13 protein-coding genes, 2 tRNA genes and 2 rRNA genes are annotated in these 15,329 nt (G+C 46.2%); 14 read left to right on the forward strand and 3 right to left on the reverse strand.

From position 1 onward, the window contains the following. The first annotated feature begins 257 nt into the window (after positions 1-257). The 11 genes from INR79_RS03375 to INR79_RS03425 all read left to right on the forward strand — a co-directional run bounded on the left by INR79_RS03375 (position 258) and on the right by INR79_RS03425 (position 9,312). Positions 258-3,143: ribosomal RNA gene (locus INR79_RS03375) — 23S ribosomal RNA — on the forward strand. A 94-nt stretch (positions 3,144-3,237) separates the two neighbouring features. Beyond that, positions 3,238-3,353 (forward strand): 5S ribosomal RNA (gene rrf / locus INR79_RS03380). A gap of 44 nt (positions 3,354-3,397) precedes the next feature. Continuing rightward, positions 3,398-3,474, forward strand: a tRNA-Asp gene (locus INR79_RS03385). Positions 3,475-3,510: 36 nt separating this feature from the next. Then, positions 3,511-3,587: transfer RNA gene (locus tag INR79_RS03390), tRNA-Trp, on the forward strand. Positions 3,588-4,009: 422 nt separating this feature from the next. Then, positions 4,010-4,795, forward strand: a complete 786-nt coding sequence (locus INR79_RS03395; RefSeq protein WP_022600297.1) for a DUF3450 domain-containing protein — start codon at positions 4,010-4,012, stop codon at positions 4,793-4,795. 1 nt (position 4,796) lies between these two features. Next, complete coding sequence (locus INR79_RS03400) at positions 4,797-6,128, forward strand: MotA/TolQ/ExbB proton channel family protein (RefSeq protein WP_223096002.1); 1,332 nt, start codon at positions 4,797-4,799, stop codon at positions 6,126-6,128. Between the two features lie 2 nt (positions 6,129-6,130). Further along, entirely contained in the window at positions 6,131-6,676 is a 546-nt protein-coding gene (locus INR79_RS03405) for a MotA/TolQ/ExbB proton channel family protein (protein ID WP_022549730.1), read from the forward strand. Next, positions 6,673-7,080 (forward strand): ExbD/TolR family protein, encoded by a 408-nt coding sequence (locus INR79_RS03410; RefSeq protein ID WP_004400028.1) that lies wholly within the window; start codon positions 6,673-6,675, stop codon positions 7,078-7,080. Before INR79_RS03405 ends, INR79_RS03410 begins: the two co-directional genes overlap by 4 nt. Before the next feature lie 10 nt (positions 7,081-7,090). Continuing rightward, positions 7,091-7,705: an energy transducer TonB gene (locus INR79_RS03415; RefSeq protein ID WP_022549731.1), complete on the forward strand. Its 615-nt coding sequence runs from the start codon at positions 7,091-7,093 to the stop codon at positions 7,703-7,705. A gap of 2 nt (positions 7,706-7,707) precedes the next feature. Continuing rightward, a complete protein-coding gene (locus INR79_RS03420; protein ID WP_223096003.1) occupies positions 7,708-8,913 on the forward strand; it encodes a tetratricopeptide repeat protein in 1,206 nt (401 codons plus the stop codon). Positions 8,914-8,979: 66 nt separating this feature from the next. Further along, the gene (locus INR79_RS03425; RefSeq protein ID WP_223096004.1) at positions 8,980-9,312 is read left to right on the forward strand and encodes a DUF1904 domain-containing protein; all 333 of its coding nucleotides are present in this window, start codon (positions 8,980-8,982) and stop codon (positions 9,310-9,312) included. Between the two features lie 84 nt (positions 9,313-9,396). On the opposite strand, the gene INR79_RS03430 is transcribed toward INR79_RS03425, so the two are convergent. The 3 genes from INR79_RS03430 to rdgC form a co-directional block, all read right to left on the reverse strand. Continuing rightward, on the reverse strand, positions 9,397-9,651 hold the full coding sequence (locus INR79_RS03430) for a YfhL family 4Fe-4S dicluster ferredoxin (protein WP_004400024.1): 255 nt from the start codon (positions 9,649-9,651) through the stop codon (positions 9,397-9,399). A 3-nt stretch (positions 9,652-9,654) separates the two neighbouring features. Continuing rightward, positions 9,655-11,040: a tRNA 5-hydroxyuridine modification protein YegQ gene (yegQ, locus tag INR79_RS03435; protein ID WP_223096005.1), complete on the reverse strand. Its 1,386-nt coding sequence runs from the start codon at positions 11,038-11,040 to the stop codon at positions 9,655-9,657. A 190-nt stretch (positions 11,041-11,230) separates the two neighbouring features. Further along, a complete protein-coding gene (rdgC, locus tag INR79_RS03440) occupies positions 11,231-12,142 on the reverse strand; it encodes a recombination-associated protein RdgC (RefSeq protein ID WP_223096006.1) in 912 nt (303 codons plus the stop codon). A gap of 182 nt (positions 12,143-12,324) precedes the next feature. On the opposite strand from rdgC, the gene phoB reads away from it, so the two are divergent. From phoB to INR79_RS03455, 3 genes are read left to right on the forward strand one after another with little or no spacing between them, the layout of a single operon-like run. Beyond that, the gene (phoB, locus tag INR79_RS03445) at positions 12,325-13,014 is read left to right on the forward strand and encodes a phosphate regulon transcriptional regulator PhoB (RefSeq protein ID WP_004400020.1); all 690 of its coding nucleotides are present in this window, start codon (positions 12,325-12,327) and stop codon (positions 13,012-13,014) included. Between the two features lie 24 nt (positions 13,015-13,038). Next, on the forward strand, positions 13,039-14,346 hold the full coding sequence (gene phoR, locus INR79_RS03450) for a phosphate regulon sensor histidine kinase PhoR (protein WP_223096007.1): 1,308 nt from the start codon (positions 13,039-13,041) through the stop codon (positions 14,344-14,346). Next, entirely contained in the window at positions 14,343-15,287 is a 945-nt protein-coding gene (locus INR79_RS03455) for a PstS family phosphate ABC transporter substrate-binding protein (protein WP_223096008.1), read from the forward strand. Before phoR ends, INR79_RS03455 begins: the two co-directional genes overlap by 4 nt. Positions 15,288-15,329 lie beyond the last annotated feature (42 nt).

Raw genomic sequence — 15,329 nt, forward strand, 5'->3', positions numbered from 1 at the left:
ATCATGCTCTTTAACAATTTGGAAAGCTGACGAATAACAACAATCCCCTTATCTACGGATAAGCGTTGTTATTCAAATTAAAAGTTCTCAAATCCTAAAACTGTGTTTTAGGTACCAACACACATTCAAGTGTTCTTGGAAACATCCATGCGATGTTTATATTTGAGTCCGGCAAAATCGAATGTCTCTCGCTCATTCAATAATGAGAGACACAAACCTTGGTTGTTTGAACATACAGAAACCTCTTGGGGTTGTATGGTTAAGTGACTAAGCGTACACGGTGGATGCCTTGGCAGTCAGAGGCGATGAAGGACGTACTAACTTGCGATAAGCCCAGATAAGACAGTAAGAGTCATTTGAGTCTGGGATTTCCGAATGGGGAAACCCACTTACATAAGTAAGTATTGCTGAGTGAATACATAGCTCAGTGAAGCGAACTCGGGGAACTGAAACATCTAAGTACCCGAAGGAAGAGAAATCAACCGAGATTCCGAAAGTAGCGGCGAGCGAAATTGGATTAGCCCTTAAGCTTTTTATGCGTCAGGTGAAGCTTCTGGAAAGGAGCGCGATACAGGGTGATAGCCCCGTAACCGACAGCGCATTTCAAGTGAAATCGAGTAAGGCGGGACACGTGATATCCTGTCTGAATATGGGGGGACCATCCTCCAAGGCTAAATACTACTGACTGACCGATAGTGAACCAGTACCGTGAGGGAAAGGCGAAAAGAACCCCTGTGAGGGGAGTGAAATAGAACCTGAAACCGTGTACGTACAAGCAGTAGGAGCCCTTCGGGGTGACTGCGTACCTTTTGTATAATGGGTCAGCGACTTATATTCAGTGGCAAGGTTAACCATCTAGGGGAGCCGTAGGGAAACCGAGTCTTAACTGGGCGCTCAGTCTCTGGATATAGACCCGAAACCAGGTGATCTAGCCATGGGCAGGTTGAAGGTTGAGTAACATCAACTGGAGGACCGAACCGACTAATGTTGAAAAATTAGCGGATGACTTGTGGCTAGGGGTGAAAGGCCAATCAAACCTGGAGATAGCTGGTTCTCCCCGAAAGCTATTTAGGTAGCGCCTCGGACGAATACTACTGGGGGTAGAGCACTGTTAAGGCTAGGGGGTCATCCCGACTTACCAACCCTTTGCAAACTCCGAATACCAGTAAGTACTATCCGGGAGACACACGGCGGGTGCTAACGTCCGTCGTGGAGAGGGAAACAACCCAGACCGCCAGCTAAGGTCCCAAAGTATTGCTAAGTGGGAAACGATGTGGGAAGGCTCAGACAGCCAGGATGTTGGCTTAGAAGCAGCCATCATTTAAAGAAAGCGTAATAGCTCACTGGTCGAGTCGGCCTGCGCGGAAGATGTAACGGGGCTAAGCAATACACCGAAGCTGCGGCTGCATACTTTGTATGCGGGGTAGGGGAGCGTTCTGTAAGCCGTTGAAGGTGGTTCGTAAGGGCTGCTGGAGGTATCAGAAGTGCGAATGCTGACATGAGTAACGATAAAGGGAGTGAAAAACTCCCTCGCCGGAAGACCAAGGGTTCCTGTCCAACGTTAATCGGGGCAGGGTAAGTCGACCCCTAAGGCGAGGCTGAAAAGCGTAGTCGATGGGAAACGGGTTAATATTCCCGTACTTCTTACAATTGCGATGGGGGGACGGAGAAGGCTAGGTGGGCCTGGCGACGGTTGTCCAGGTTCAAGTGCGTAGGCTTGAGAGTTAGGTAAATCCGGCTCTCTTTAAGGCTGAGACACGATGTCGAGTCACTACGGTGATGAAGTCATTGATGCCATGCTTCCAGGAAAAGCCTCTAAGCTTCAGATTGTAAGGAATCGTACCCCAAACCGACACAGGTGGTCGGGTAGAGAATACCAAGGCGCTTGAGAGAACTCGGGTGAAGGAACTAGGCAAAATGGTACCGTAACTTCGGGAGAAGGTACGCTCTTATCGGTGAAGTCCCTTGCGGATGGAGCTGACGAGAGTCGCAGATACCAGGTGGCTGCAACTGTTTATTAAAAACACAGCACTGTGCAAAATCGTAAGATGACGTATACGGTGTGACGCCTGCCCGGTGCCGGAAGGTTAATTGATGGGGTTAGTCTTCGGACGAAGCTCTTGATCGAAGCCCCGGTAAACGGCGGCCGTAACTATAACGGTCCTAAGGTAGCGAAATTCCTTGTCGGGTAAGTTCCGACCTGCACGAATGGCGTAATGATGGCCACGCTGTCTCCACCCGAGACTCAGTGAAATTGAAATCGCTGTGAAGATGCAGTGTACCCGCGGCTAGACGGAAAGACCCCGTGAACCTTTACTACAGCTTGGCACTGAACATTGAACCTACATGTGTAGGATAGGTGGGAGGCTTTGAAACGCAGTCGCCAGATTGCGTGGAGCCGTCCTTGAAATACCACCCTTGTAGCTTTGATGTTCTAACTTGGCTCCCTTATCGGGAGTGAGGACAGTGCCTGGTGGGTAGTTTGACTGGGGCGGTCTCCTCCCAAAGAGTAACGGAGGAGCACGAAGGTGGGCTAAACACGGTTGGACATCGTGTGGTTAGTGCAATGGCATAAGCCCGCTTGACTGCGAGAATGACAATTCGAGCAGGTGCGAAAGCAGGTCATAGTGATCCGGTGGTTCTGAATGGAAGGGCCATCGCTCAACGGATAAAAGGTACTCCGGGGATAACAGGCTGATACCGCCCAAGAGTTCATATCGACGGCGGTGTTTGGCACCTCGATGTCGGCTCATCACATCCTGGGGCTGAAGTCGGTCCCAAGGGTATGGCTGTTCGCCATTTAAAGTGGTACGCGAGCTGGGTTTAGAACGTCGTGAGACAGTTCGGTCCCTATCTGCCGTGGGCGTTGGAAGATTGAAGGGGGCTGCTCCTAGTACGAGAGGACCGGAGTGGACGAACCTCTGGTGTTCGGGTTGTCATGCCAATGGCATTGCCCGGTAGCTAAGTTCGGAATCGATAACCGCTGAAAGCATCTAAGCGGGAAGCGAGCCCTGAGATGAGTCTTCCCTGATACTTTAAGTATCCTGAAGGGTTGTTCGAGACCAGAACGTTGATAGGCAGGGTGTGTAAGCGTTGTGAGGCGTTGAGCTAACCTGTACTAATTGCCCGTGAGGCTTAACCATACAACACCCAAGGGGTTTTGATGGACTCAGATAAGAACATTGAATGTGTAAGAACTAGAACTTAAAAAAACAGCTTTCCGAATTAAAGAATTTGCTTGGCGACCATAGCGTTGTGGACCCACCTGATTCCATGCCGAACTCAGAAGTGAAACGCAATAGCGCCGATGGTAGTGTGGGGTTTCCCCATGTGAGAGTAGGACATCGCCAGGCTTTATATTTGAACATCTGCTTATGATAAGCAGGTCTTCCACTGCGGAGTGGTAGTTCAGTTGGTTAGAATACCGGCCTGTCACGCCGGGGGTCGCGGGTTCGAGTCCCGTCCACTCCGCCATTTATTCAGAGTGTCGACTCTTTAAAATCGAACTACAGGGGTGTAGCTCCAATTGGCAGAGCAGCGGATTCCAAATCCGCGTGTTGGGAGTTCGAATCTCTCCACCCCTGCCATACAGAAAGCCTCAGCAGAAATGCTGGGGCTTTTTTGCATCTATTGCTTTTGTATACTTCCCTTCTGACAATAGACGATATCAGCCAATCTTTGTCGTTTAGTCACTTTTGTAATCTAGTGAGTCTTAGATAAAAACACATCAGAAGTTTTTCTAGATACTTCTCCATTCCCCAAAACTTAGTGTTCATACTGACTTATGAAAAACTGTCCATATCTCTGGAAGTTATCTTTACAAATCTGTCAAATGTAAAACTTTAGAAAGTTAATGAAAATTATTCCCATCTTTGATTTAATAATCGCCTTATTGTTATACACCAATTCTTAAACTCAATGACCTGTTCAGGAAATTGCTGTGAGCTTGGAATTGTTATCCATTCATATCATATGTGGTAGACGACATGGATTCGTCTAAGAGTTACTAATGAAAGATATCGTTTCTAAAGGGGTTAAAGCTTTGGCAGTCACTATTGCTGCTATGAGTGTTTCCACTACATCGCTGGCTGATGATCTAGATAAAGCCAGAGCAATTGAGAAAAAAACCAACAAGACTATGCAAAAGGCTCAGGCAAATGTTGATGCCAATGTTGAAGCATCGTTTACCTTGCAATCGGAAATAGAGCAGTTGGAAACTCAGATTGAAAACCTAACGCTTTATAGAAATCATCTTCGCAAACTAGTAACAAGTCAGAACACTGAATTGGATAGCCTTGAACAGCAGTTAAAAGACATTGAAGATACTCGTCAGGGCATTGTACCGCTAATGTACCGAATGATTGATGGGCTTGAGTCTGTACTGACTAGCGATGTTCCCCTTCGACATGAAGCCCGCCAAAAACGTCTGGACGATATCAAACTTCTTATGGGAAGGGCTGATGTAGCCGAAGCAGAAAAATACCGTAGGATCCTAGAGGCGTACCAAATCGAGATTGATTACGGAACAAAGCTTGGCGCTTATCCGGCAGAAATCGAACTCAACGATGGGATTCGTCAGGTCGAGCAACTCTACTTTGGTCGGGTTAGCTTGGTTTCCCGTAGTCTCGACAACCAAAAATACTGGGTGTGGAGACAACAAAATAAAACGTGGGAAGAACTTCCAAAAGAAAAGGGTATAGAAATCAATAAAGCATTTGCGATGGCTGCAAAACAGCAGGCACCTTCTGTGGTGACATTACCTCTGTCTATCACTACGTCTGAGAAGGAGCTGTAATATGAAGCACTTATTTAATGCCCTAGCGATTGCATCACTGTCAGTGACATTATCAGTTAATGCGGAGCAAAGCTTATCTCAGATCGATAATACTGCGAATAAGGTGTATCAAGCTGAGCGTGCTAACAGTGCTGAGAGGGTACAACTTACCAAGGAACAGAAAGCAGCACTTGCCAAGAAAAAATCACAGCTTGAAAAAACGCTGGCTGCTTTGGAAAAAGAAAACCAAAGCTTAAGTGAGCAGTTCAGTGAAAACGAGCGGCTGCTTTCTGAAAAGGAAAAACAGCTCCAGATTGAAACAGGCAGCTTAGGCGAATTGTTTGGTGTTGTCAGACAATCGGCGAAAGAGGTGAAGCAAGACTATCAGAACTCCTTTATTCCTGATGCTTCTGAAGAGCTCGCTCTGATTGAGCGAGTGATAAGTACGGAAGCTTTGCCATCGCTCAATATGCTTGAAGGGTTTTGGAAAGCGGTCGAATACAAGATTTCAGCCAGTGGTTATATTTCTGAAGTCAAAGTGCCATTTGTTAATGGAGATGGTAGCCAATCTCAGGAAACAGCGGTCCAAGTGGGTGATATGGCACTAGTTTCCAAGTTTGGTCATCTTAAGTGGGACTCACAAAACCAGTTTGCTACTCAGTACCAAGCGCTTCCAAAGAACTCGACTGTGGCTTCCCAAGTGACTCAAGGTTCAGATGTTTTGCTTGATCCTACCCGTGGCTTGTTACTTGAGCAGTATGCCAATCAGCCCAACTTGTGGCAACGCATTGAGCAAGGTGGCGTTGTCGGTAAAATTATTATTGCTTTACTAGCATCAGGCCTAATTATTGCGCTCTATCGAGGCATTGTTCTTCTTATTATTCAAGCCAAGATTTCTAGTCAATTGAAGAAGCCTGAGCAACCGGGTAACAACCCTATGGGGCGTATCCTTCAGGCTTTTGAAAGTGACAAGCAACAGTCGATTGACTCTATTGAGCTGCGGCTATTGGAGCGTATTCTGGATGAGCAACATGGTCTGGAGCGTGGGTTGTCAATGCTTAAGTTGATGGCTGCGCTGGCACCAATGCTTGGCTTACTGGGTACCGTGACGGGGATGATCGAAACATTCCAAGTCATTACCCAATTCGGCAATAGTGACCCCAAAGTGATGGCCGGTGGTATTTCTATGGCACTTGTCACGACCGTCATGGGGTTGGTAGCCGCAATGCCATTACTGCTGGCACATAACATTCTTTCTAGCCGCGCTGAAGCGATTAAAGGCACATTAGAGAAACAAGGTGTAAGCCTAGTTGCCCAACGTGCAGAATCAGAGACGCTAGCCGAGGCAGCATAGGTATGATTGAGAACCTAGCACTCGTTTATCACCAAACCGAAGTCAACACCCTTGCTGAATTTATGGCAAGAGGTGGTCAGGTTCTGTGGTGGCTGGCGGGCGTTGTATTCCTATGTTGGTTACTGATCATCGAACGCGTTTTGTTTCTCAGTTTCAGTTTTGGCAAACAAAAGCAGAAGTGGATTCAGGATTGGAATGAACGTGTTGAACATGAGTCTTGGTACGCATTAGCTCATAAAGATGGTGTTATGCATAAGGCCACGCTCCAGTTGAATCAGCATTTGGATTTCATCAAAGCATTAGTGAGCTTATGCCCCATGCTCGGCTTGTTAGGAACCGTTACCGGGATGATCGCCGTTTTTGATCTTATGGCTCTAGCGGGCAGCAGTGAGCCAAAACTTATGGCTTCGGGCATTTCGATGGCTACATTGCCAACAATGGCCGGCATGGTAGCCGCATTAGCAGGGATGTTTGCCCATTCGCGTTTGGTTAAGATGGCAAACAAAAAAGCATTAAAACTTGAACAACAATTAAGGAGTGGCGAATGAGATTGGTTCGTCCCGCTAAAGCAAAAGAAGAAGCCACGGTCGACTTAACGTCCATGTTGGACATCGTGTTCATCATGCTGATCTTCTTCATTGTAACCAGTTCGTTTGTAAAAGAGTCTGGGGTTGAAGTCAATCGACCACAGGCAGCGCACGCCAGCAGTCAGAAAGATGCGGGTATTTTTATCGCTATTACGGCATCCAACGACGTCTTTATCGATAAACGTCGAGTCGATGTTGAAAGAGTTCAGGCTGCGCTGGAAACGCTTCTTTTAGATAAGCCCGACGCAAGTTTAGTGATTCAGGCTGATAAGCACTCTTATAACGGCACGGTTGTGGAAGTGATGGATGCCGCCAAAGGAGCGGGTGTCGATAAAATTGCTTTGGCGACAGAAGAGAAAAGGTAAGTTCGAAGTCATGAAAAGACTGTTTCTCGCATTACCTGTTGCTTTCATCGTTTCAGCATCGCTTTTTTACTTTATGGCATGGATGGTCAGCAGCCAAAACGGAAAGCTAGAGGAATCCAAACCTTCGGTTATGTTTGATCTCGTTATGCAGGAGCCGGAGGCTAATGTTCAAAGACGTCAGAGAGAGCTTCCCGAGCCGCCTAAGTTGCCTGACCAACCTAAACCTTTACCAACTTCTACACCGAATGTAGCAAAGGCACAGGTTCCTCAAACATTAACCGCCCCCAAACTGGCTCTGGCTAATTTAGGTGTCGCGGTATCTATGCCTTCTTTGGATGGAATCGGTCAGGATCAGCAAGCCCTACCTTTATATCGGGTTGAGCCTAGATATCCGCCTAGAGCTCAAAAGCGCAGAATGGAAGGTTATGTTGTCCTGAGTTTTACCATTGACGAACAAGGACGACCAGAAGACATCAATTTGGTTGAAGTCCACCCGAACAAAATTTTTGTACGTGAGGCAATGAACGCCCTGAAACGTTGGAAATATCAACCTAAGCTCGAGGGTGGGAAAGCCGTCAAGCAACTTGATCAGCGTGTGAAAATTGAATTTAAGATGAGCAAATAGGTATGAAACGCATTCTTGCAGTGACATTAGGAACCTGTTTACTGTTCTCGAGCCTTAGTGTTCAAGCCAGTAAGCTCTCTAATTATGCCGGTAAAAAACTGCATCAGGCCAGCGAACTTCAACAGGAGGACAAGCTTAATGAAGCTATTGTTCTTCTGGAAGGTATGTCCTTAAAATCTGATTACGACAAAGCATTCACCAAGCGAATTCTGGGTGTATATTACTGGCAATCTGAAAATGCGGCTAAAGCAATAAAGTCACTGGATGTGTCTGTAAAAGTGAATGCTTTGCAACCTGTAGACCAGTGGAAGACACGTCAAATGTTGGCTGATATTTTGTTCTCAGAGCAAAAATTTAAACAAGCCATACCGCATTATCTGGTGTTGTTGAAAACGGACTATCCAGCGTCAGATAACAACGTAAAAAAACAGTTAATAAAAGATAAAAATGCCATTCAGCTCAGAATGTCTATGGCGTACTACCAGCAGCAAAACTGGAAGTCTTCACTTGCTCGAATTAAGCAGTACAAGCCGAGCAACTCGCGTGAAACATTACAAGCACTTAAGATTCGAGTCGTTTCTGAGCTTCAGTTAGAGAGATGGAAAGACGCAGAGAAAACGGTGAATCGAATACTCCGATTCGAACCGAATCAAAAGTCTTGGTGGCAACAATTAGTCTCGACACAATTGCAGCAAGGGAAACAGCAAAGCGCGCTCGAAACTTACGCTTTAAGTAAGCATCAGGGGATTCATTTCACCATAAATGAATACATCGTGATGGCACAGCTCTACGGGCAACATAGAATGCCTGAGAAAGCCGCTCGAATACTAAAAGAAATGTTTGCTAAGTATCCAAAGTCGAAGAGTGAAAAAAACTTGAGGATGCAGGCGAATTACTGGCAAGTGGCCAAAGAGTGGGATAATGCCATCAGTGCATGGCAGACGGTTTCGAAAATAAATCCGAAGTACCACTGGCGACTAGCGCAATTGCTGATTCAGCAATCTCGTTACCAACAGGCAATTGGGATTATAGATAAAGCGAGACCTTACGCAGATAGACGCGACTTTTCTCTGGCAAAGATTCGTTTATTGTACAAATTAAACCGATTCCAAGATGCCTTAGCAGAAGCCAAAAGGCTGAATGAAAAAATTCCTTCCGATTCCGCCAAGGGTTGGATCAGTTATCTCAGTAACAAGGTTTCTTCATAACAATCTGATAACTCATGAATAGAACCGTGATATGCTTTCTACCAAATTAATAATAGGAAGCATGTCATGCCGCATTTGCGTTTTCGAGCTGTAGAGCCACAAACTGTACAAACACTTTCCGAAGTCTTGTTAGACGGCCTACAACCTCTAATGGATTGCCCAAACGAAGATTTTACCTTCGAATACATCTACTCAACTTTCTTCCACAGTGGCAAAGTTGAACCCGCCTACCCATTTGTAGAAATTTTATGGTTCGATCGTGGTCAGGAAACGCAAGACAAAGTGGCTAAAGTCGTTACTGAACATCTGCGTCAAGTTGTTGGAAGTGATGTGGATGTTGCGGTGATATTTACAGCATTGAAGTCAAATGAATATTACGACAACGCAGAGCACTATTAAGCGTTTATTTTATTTAATGGTCACAAAAAATAACCCGGTTAAATCCGGGCTATTTTTTTATTATTTAGTTTGTTTCAATAGCGGTTAAGCCAATCCTTGAATGATGACAAACTTTTCAAGTAACTGCTCATCCGTTTCGACATGATTGGGGTCTACCACGATACATTTAGTGATTGGGCAAACGGACTGACACGTCGGCTTTTCATAGTGCCCTTTGCATTCAGTACACAAGTCAGGGTCGATCTCGTAAATACTGTCACCCATGGAAATAGCACCATTCGGGCATTCCGGGTCACACATATCGCAGTTGATGCAGCTGTCTTTAATCAGCAACGCCATTGCTTACTTACCTGTTGGGTTACGGGTATCTTGTCCTGAGTTTAGATTACGCATAAGCAGTGCATAGTCCAGGTCCACTTCTTCCGGAACCGGAATAAATACGAAGTGCCCATTACCTTTGGCGTCATCAACAGCTTGGGATTTACGGTTTTCCATCGCTTCGAGCGTGAAGGTAACGTTTCCTTGCGGTGTCATTAGCTCTAACGTATCGCCGAGTACAAATTTATTCTTCACTTCGACTTCAGCCAGATCGCCACGACGCTTACCCGTAAACTCTCCCACAAATTGCTGAGAATCAGAGACTGAGTATCCGTAGTCATAATTTTGGTATCGATCGTGAGTGTGCCTGCGAAGGAAACCCTCTGTATAGCCGCGGTGAGCAAGACTTTCCAATGTGCCCATCAGTGTTTCGTCGAACGGCTTGCCCGCGACGGCGTCATCGATAGCTTTGCGGTATACCTGAGCGGTGCGCGCACAGTAGTAGAAAGACTTAGTACGACCTTCGATTTTCAGTGAGTGCACACCCATTTTAGTCAATCTTTCGACATGCTGAACCGCACGTAAATCTTTCGAGTTCATGATGTAGGTGCCGTGTTCATCTTCGAATGCCGCCATTTTTTCCTCCGGACGATGGCTTTCAGATAAAAGAACCACTTCATCCGTTGGCTTACCTAGGCCTAGAGTGTTGTCCGGGCGTTCGTCCTGCACTTCAATGCTTTGCGCTTCTGTAGGGTCAAATTTTTCTACGATCTGACCAGATTCGTCTTCTTTTCCTTGCTCTACGTTGTATTCCCATCGGCACGCATTAGTACAGGTGCCTTGGTTAGGATCACGTTTGTTCATGTAGCCAGACAGCAGGCAGCGTCCGGAATATGCCATGCATAATGCACCATGAACGAAGACTTCTAATTCTGTTTCAGGGCAATGTTCACGAATTTCTTCAATTTCTTCTAACGACAACTCACGAGATACAATCACGCGTTCAACGCCATTCGCTGCCCAGAATTTTACCGTTGCCCAGTTTACCGCATTAGCCTGAACCGACAGATGGATTGGCATGTCAGGAAACGCTTCACGTACCATCATGATAAGACCTGGATCCGACATGATAAGGGCATCGGGATTCATCTCTACTACAGGCTTTAAATCGCGGATAAAGGTTTTGAGCTTAGAGTTGTGAGGCTGAATGTTGCAGACGACATAAAGCTTTTTGCCTTGAGCATGGGCTTCGTCGATGCCTATTTTCAGGTTCTCATGATTGAATTCATTGTTACGAACACGAAGGCTGTAACGGGGTTGACCGGCATATACCGCATCGGCTCCATAGGCAAATGCGTAACGCATATTTTTAAGGCTTCCTGCCGGCGACAGTAATTCTGGTTTGAACATTGCTTCTTCTCTATTTCTGATTTCAAGTCAGACCGATGCCACCCAGTGGCATCGGAGGGCGCAAATTTTACGCTTTCTGGAAGGTTCTTACCAGTATAAATATTAGGGATAAGGCAGTTAGCAGGTAAGAAAGTCGGGATTGTTCTTCAGAATAGACAATAGGCACCATTTGGTGCCTATTCATTGAAAGTTAATCACTATGTGGCAAACCGCCCAAAGCGTTATAAAGTGATGGAAGGAAAGCACTGAATTCGCCGCACATTAATGAGAAGTCTGCATCGAATCGTGCCGCCTGATCTTCTCTTGGAATGTCTTCGTTCTGGTCTTTGAGTTCATCACTGAATTTCAGGCGCTTGATACTGCCATCATCGGCGAGAATGAACTCGATTCTGTCTTCCCAGTTCAGTGCAAGCTTGGTCACCAGCTTGTTGGCCTCAATGTGAGACAGGATTTCATCTGCGGACAATTCTTGCTTCTTACAGCGAATCACACCGCCATCTTCCAGTACGGATTTTAGTTCTGCTTCATCTAGCATAGTGAATCCTGTCGCGGTGTTCGATGTTTTCACCCATTCAGTCATGGTGGATTCAACCGCCTGCTCTGGAATGGCTGGAATAACGGGCAAACTGCCCATGGTTTTACGCAGTAATGCCAGCACATCTTCTGCTTTTTTGTAGCTGCTTGCGTCGACAAGGATAAAGCCATCTTTAGGCATAATCAGTACAAACGTGACATTACTGCGGCTGAACGCTCGCGGAAGAAGATCGATGATGATGTCTTCTTTTAGCGTGTCCTTCTCTTTCTTTTTAAGAGGGCGACCTTCTTCGGCTTCCATTGCTTCAACTTTGGCATTGAGCGATTCTTTAATGACAGAAGCGGGCAGCATCTTTTCTTCTTTTTTGGCACAGATAAGGATCTGATTGTCAGACACGTGGGTCATCATATCGCCGTGTCTGCCCATGGCTGTCGTCCAGCCAAACTTTTGTTTGTCCTGGCTGCCACACGGTGTGAAGCGAAACTCTTGCAACTGTTCTTCTAATTTTTCGGCGTTAAATTCGATATCGCGATTAAAGCGATATACCAGGCAGTTTTTAAACCACATATCCATTCTCGTCTTATTCTGTTTAGGGGGCTGATGATAGGGGATTTTTCCGAGTTTGTCCTGAACGAAACTGGAAATTGCACAATGAAACTTATGTGAAAATTTGTTTTCAAGGGTCACAAAAGTGTCATAATTAATCACGATAATGCATGACGTTGATTAAATTTAAAGGTAATTCAATTATGTCTAGAAGGATTCTGGTTGTTGAAGATGAAGCACCTATCAGAGAGATGTTGTGTTTCGTACTTGAGCAAAAAGGTTACCAAGCTGTCGAAGCAGAAGATTACGATACTGCTATCAGCAAACTTTGCGAACCCTACCCAGATCTGATTTTACTGGATTGGATGCTGCCAGGCGGTTCTGGCATTAACTTTATCAAGCATCTGAAACGTGAAGAGCTGACCAAGAATATTCCAGTCGTGATGCTTACCGCTCGCGGTGAAGAGGAAGACAAAGTTCGTGGTCTGGAGGTCGGTGCGGATGATTACATCACCAAGCCTTTCTCCCCAAAGGAGCTTATCGCTCGCCTGAAAGCGGTTATTCGCCGCGTCACTCCAACTGCCTTAGAAGACGTAATCGATGTTCAAGGTCTGAAGTTAGACCCGGTTTCTCACCGAGTCACTGCCAATGAACAGGCGTTGGATATGGGACCAACCGAATTCAAGATGCTGCATTTCTTTATGACCCACCAAGAACGTGTTTACAGCCGGGAACAGCTTCTAAATAATGTTTGGGGAACCAACGTTTATGTAGAAGACCGCACAGTAGATGTTCACATTCGTCGCTTGCGAAAGGCGTTAGAAGGTGCGGGTCACGACAAATTAGTACAGACCGTGCGTGGCGCGGGTTATCGATTCTCTACAAGAGCATAAGGTCAAAAGACACGTGGAGAGCGAATGGTAGAAAGGTTAACCTGGAAAAAGCTAGCCTGGTCGCTGGCTTTTTTTTACCTCCCTTGGGTAGTGATAGGGTGGATATTTGGATACATGCCGTGGTTGCTGTTAGCAGCCACGGCGATTCAGCTTGGGTGGCAGTTACATAACCAGGTAAGACTGTCGACCTGGCTCTGGGATGATAAGAGGCTCACTCCTCCTGCTGGTACAGGAATGTGGGAGTCGTTATTCAACGGCATTTACCGCATTCAGCAACGTCAGCGAAAAAAACGCAAAGAGTTGACCAACCTGATTCGCCGTTTCCGAAATGGTGCGGAATCCTTACCCGATGCGGTTGTTGTATTTCGTGGTGAAGGCAACATTGTCTGGTGTAACAAGTTAGCTCAGCACCTTTTGGGATTCCGTTGGCCGGACGATTCTGGACAGCCTATTTCGAATCTGATCCGAACCCCAGATTTCATCAAATATCTCAATAAACAAGATTTTTCAGAACCTTTAGAAATGCGTTCTCCGCTTAATGTGGAGCGTATTCTGGAGCTTCGTATTGTGCCTTACACCGAAGGTGAGCACCTGATGGTGGTACGCGATGTTTCTCAGGTTAAGCAGCTAGAGGGTATGCGTCGTAATTTCTTTGCCAATGTTTCCCATGAGCTGCGCACACCAATGACCGTGCTTCAGGGTTATCTGGAAATGACTCAGGATCCTGAGATGCTGGTGGGTCCGATGTGGGGTAAAGCGCACGGAGTGATGACCGAGCAACTCAACAGAATGAATAGCTTGGTTAACCAATTACTGACTCTATCCAAAATTGAAGCTGCACCAATGCACGAACTGGATGAAGTAGTCAATGTGCCCGGTATGCTGGAAGTGTTAGAGAAAGAGGCAACCACGCTCAGCGGTGAAGATGGGCATGTATTTAAATTTGAAGTGGATGACAAGCTCCATGTGTATGGCGATGAAGATCAGCTTCGCAGTGCCATTTCTAATCTGGTTTACAACGCAGTGAAGTACACCCCTCCGGGCGCAGAGGTGTCCGTACTCTGGCATCAAACTTTGGAAGGTCCGGAATTGAAAGTGGCAGACACAGGTGATGGTATCGAACCGCAACATATCCATCGACTGACTGAACGATTCTATCGGGTAGACAAAGCGCGTTCTCGTGAAACAGGTGGCAGCGGATTAGGGCTGGCCATCGTGAAACACGCCTTAAGCCATCACGATTCACATCTGAACATTCATAGTGAAGTAGGCAAAGGCAGTTGCTTCTCGTTCGTTCTGCCTAAAAGGCTGTCGGTAGAGTCTAGACTATGAAGCTTCTGATATTCGTTTTATTTGGGCTCTTCATGCCATTTGCTCAAGCCGAGGAAAAACTCGAACCCTACCAAAAGGTCAATGGTATCTCGGGCAACCTTTCGTCTGTAGGGTCGGATACGCTAGCCAGCATGATGACGCTCTGGGTTGAAGAGTTTAACGACATTTACCCCAACATAAACGTTCAGGTTCAGGCGTCAGGTTCCTCTACGGCAACGCCTGCTCTGGTGGAAGAAACGGCACAGTTTGGTCCTATGAGCCGTCCGATGCGGGCGCGAGAGGAAGAAGCGTTTGAGCGTCAGCATGGTTACAAACCAACGGCACTGAGAGTCGCGATTGATGCTATCGGAATCTTTGTCCATAAAGACAACCCTATTGAAGGGCTGAATTTCACGCAGATAGACAGTATCTTTTCTTCTACCCTTCGTTGTGGTTCAAATGAATCCATAGAGAACTGGAAGCAGTTGGGTATTGAGCAAGACTGGGCAAAGCGAAGGCTACAATTGTTTGGGCGAAACTCGGTTTCTGGAACGTACGGATACTTTAAGCAAAATGCTTTGTGTGGCGGTGACTTCAAACGCAATGTGAATGAACAGCCCGGTAGTGCGTCTGTTGTTCAGTCCGTCGCATCTTCAATCAATACCATTGGTTACTCTGGTGTAGGGTATTTGGTATCCGGTGTTCGATTGTTACCGATTTCAGGAAACGGTGGAGAATACATCTCTGCCAGCCGAAGCAATATTTTGTCTGGTATCTACCCCTTATCTCGTTTTCTCTACGTTTACGTGAATAAACACCCTACTAAGCCGCTCAGCCCATTGGAAGCAGAATTCATTCGCTTCATTTTTTCAGAAGAAGGGCAGGCTTTGGTTTCTAAGGATGGCTATGTTCCAATCTCCCCAGAAATGGCTGAGCAGGAATTAGAGAAAGTCGGGCTTTAGAGTCAAAACCCCAGTATGAAATAGAAAAACGCCGAGTCTAAG

Origin of the sequence: Vibrio sp. SCSIO 43132, assembly GCF_019904195.1 — a bacterium.
GTDB lineage: Bacteria > Pseudomonadota > Gammaproteobacteria > Enterobacterales > Vibrionaceae > Vibrio > Vibrio nigripulchritudo.

Bases quoted from the DNA above. Each gene is read 5' to 3' on its own strand.
- INR79_RS03395 (WP_022600297.1), top strand. From the start codon at position 4,010: ATGAAAGATATCGTTTCTAAAGGGGTTAAAGCTTTGGCAGTCACTATT.
- INR79_RS03400 (WP_223096002.1), top strand. From the start codon at position 4,797: ATGAAGCACTTATTTAATGCCCTAGCGATTGCATCACTGTCAGTGACA.
- INR79_RS03405 (WP_022549730.1), top strand. From the start codon at position 6,131: ATGATTGAGAACCTAGCACTCGTTTATCACCAAACCGAAGTCAACACC.
- INR79_RS03410 (WP_004400028.1), top strand. From the start codon at position 6,673: ATGAGATTGGTTCGTCCCGCTAAAGCAAAAGAAGAAGCCACGGTCGAC.
- INR79_RS03415 (WP_022549731.1), top strand. From the start codon at position 7,091: ATGAAAAGACTGTTTCTCGCATTACCTGTTGCTTTCATCGTTTCAGCA.
- INR79_RS03420 (WP_223096003.1), top strand. From the start codon at position 7,708: ATGAAACGCATTCTTGCAGTGACATTAGGAACCTGTTTACTGTTCTCG.
- INR79_RS03425 (WP_223096004.1), top strand. From the start codon at position 8,980: ATGCCGCATTTGCGTTTTCGAGCTGTAGAGCCACAAACTGTACAAACA.
- INR79_RS03430 (WP_004400024.1), bottom strand. From the start codon at position 9,651: ATGGCGTTGCTGATTAAAGACAGCTGCATCAACTGCGATATGTGTGAC.
- yegQ (WP_223096005.1), bottom strand. From the start codon at position 11,040: ATGTTCAAACCAGAATTACTGTCGCCGGCAGGAAGCCTTAAAAATATG.
- rdgC (WP_223096006.1), bottom strand. From the start codon at position 12,142: ATGTGGTTTAAAAACTGCCTGGTATATCGCTTTAATCGCGATATCGAA.
- phoB (WP_004400020.1), top strand. From the start codon at position 12,325: ATGTCTAGAAGGATTCTGGTTGTTGAAGATGAAGCACCTATCAGAGAG.
- phoR (WP_223096007.1), top strand. From the start codon at position 13,039: ATGGTAGAAAGGTTAACCTGGAAAAAGCTAGCCTGGTCGCTGGCTTTT.
- INR79_RS03455 (WP_223096008.1), top strand. From the start codon at position 14,343: ATGAAGCTTCTGATATTCGTTTTATTTGGGCTCTTCATGCCATTTGCT.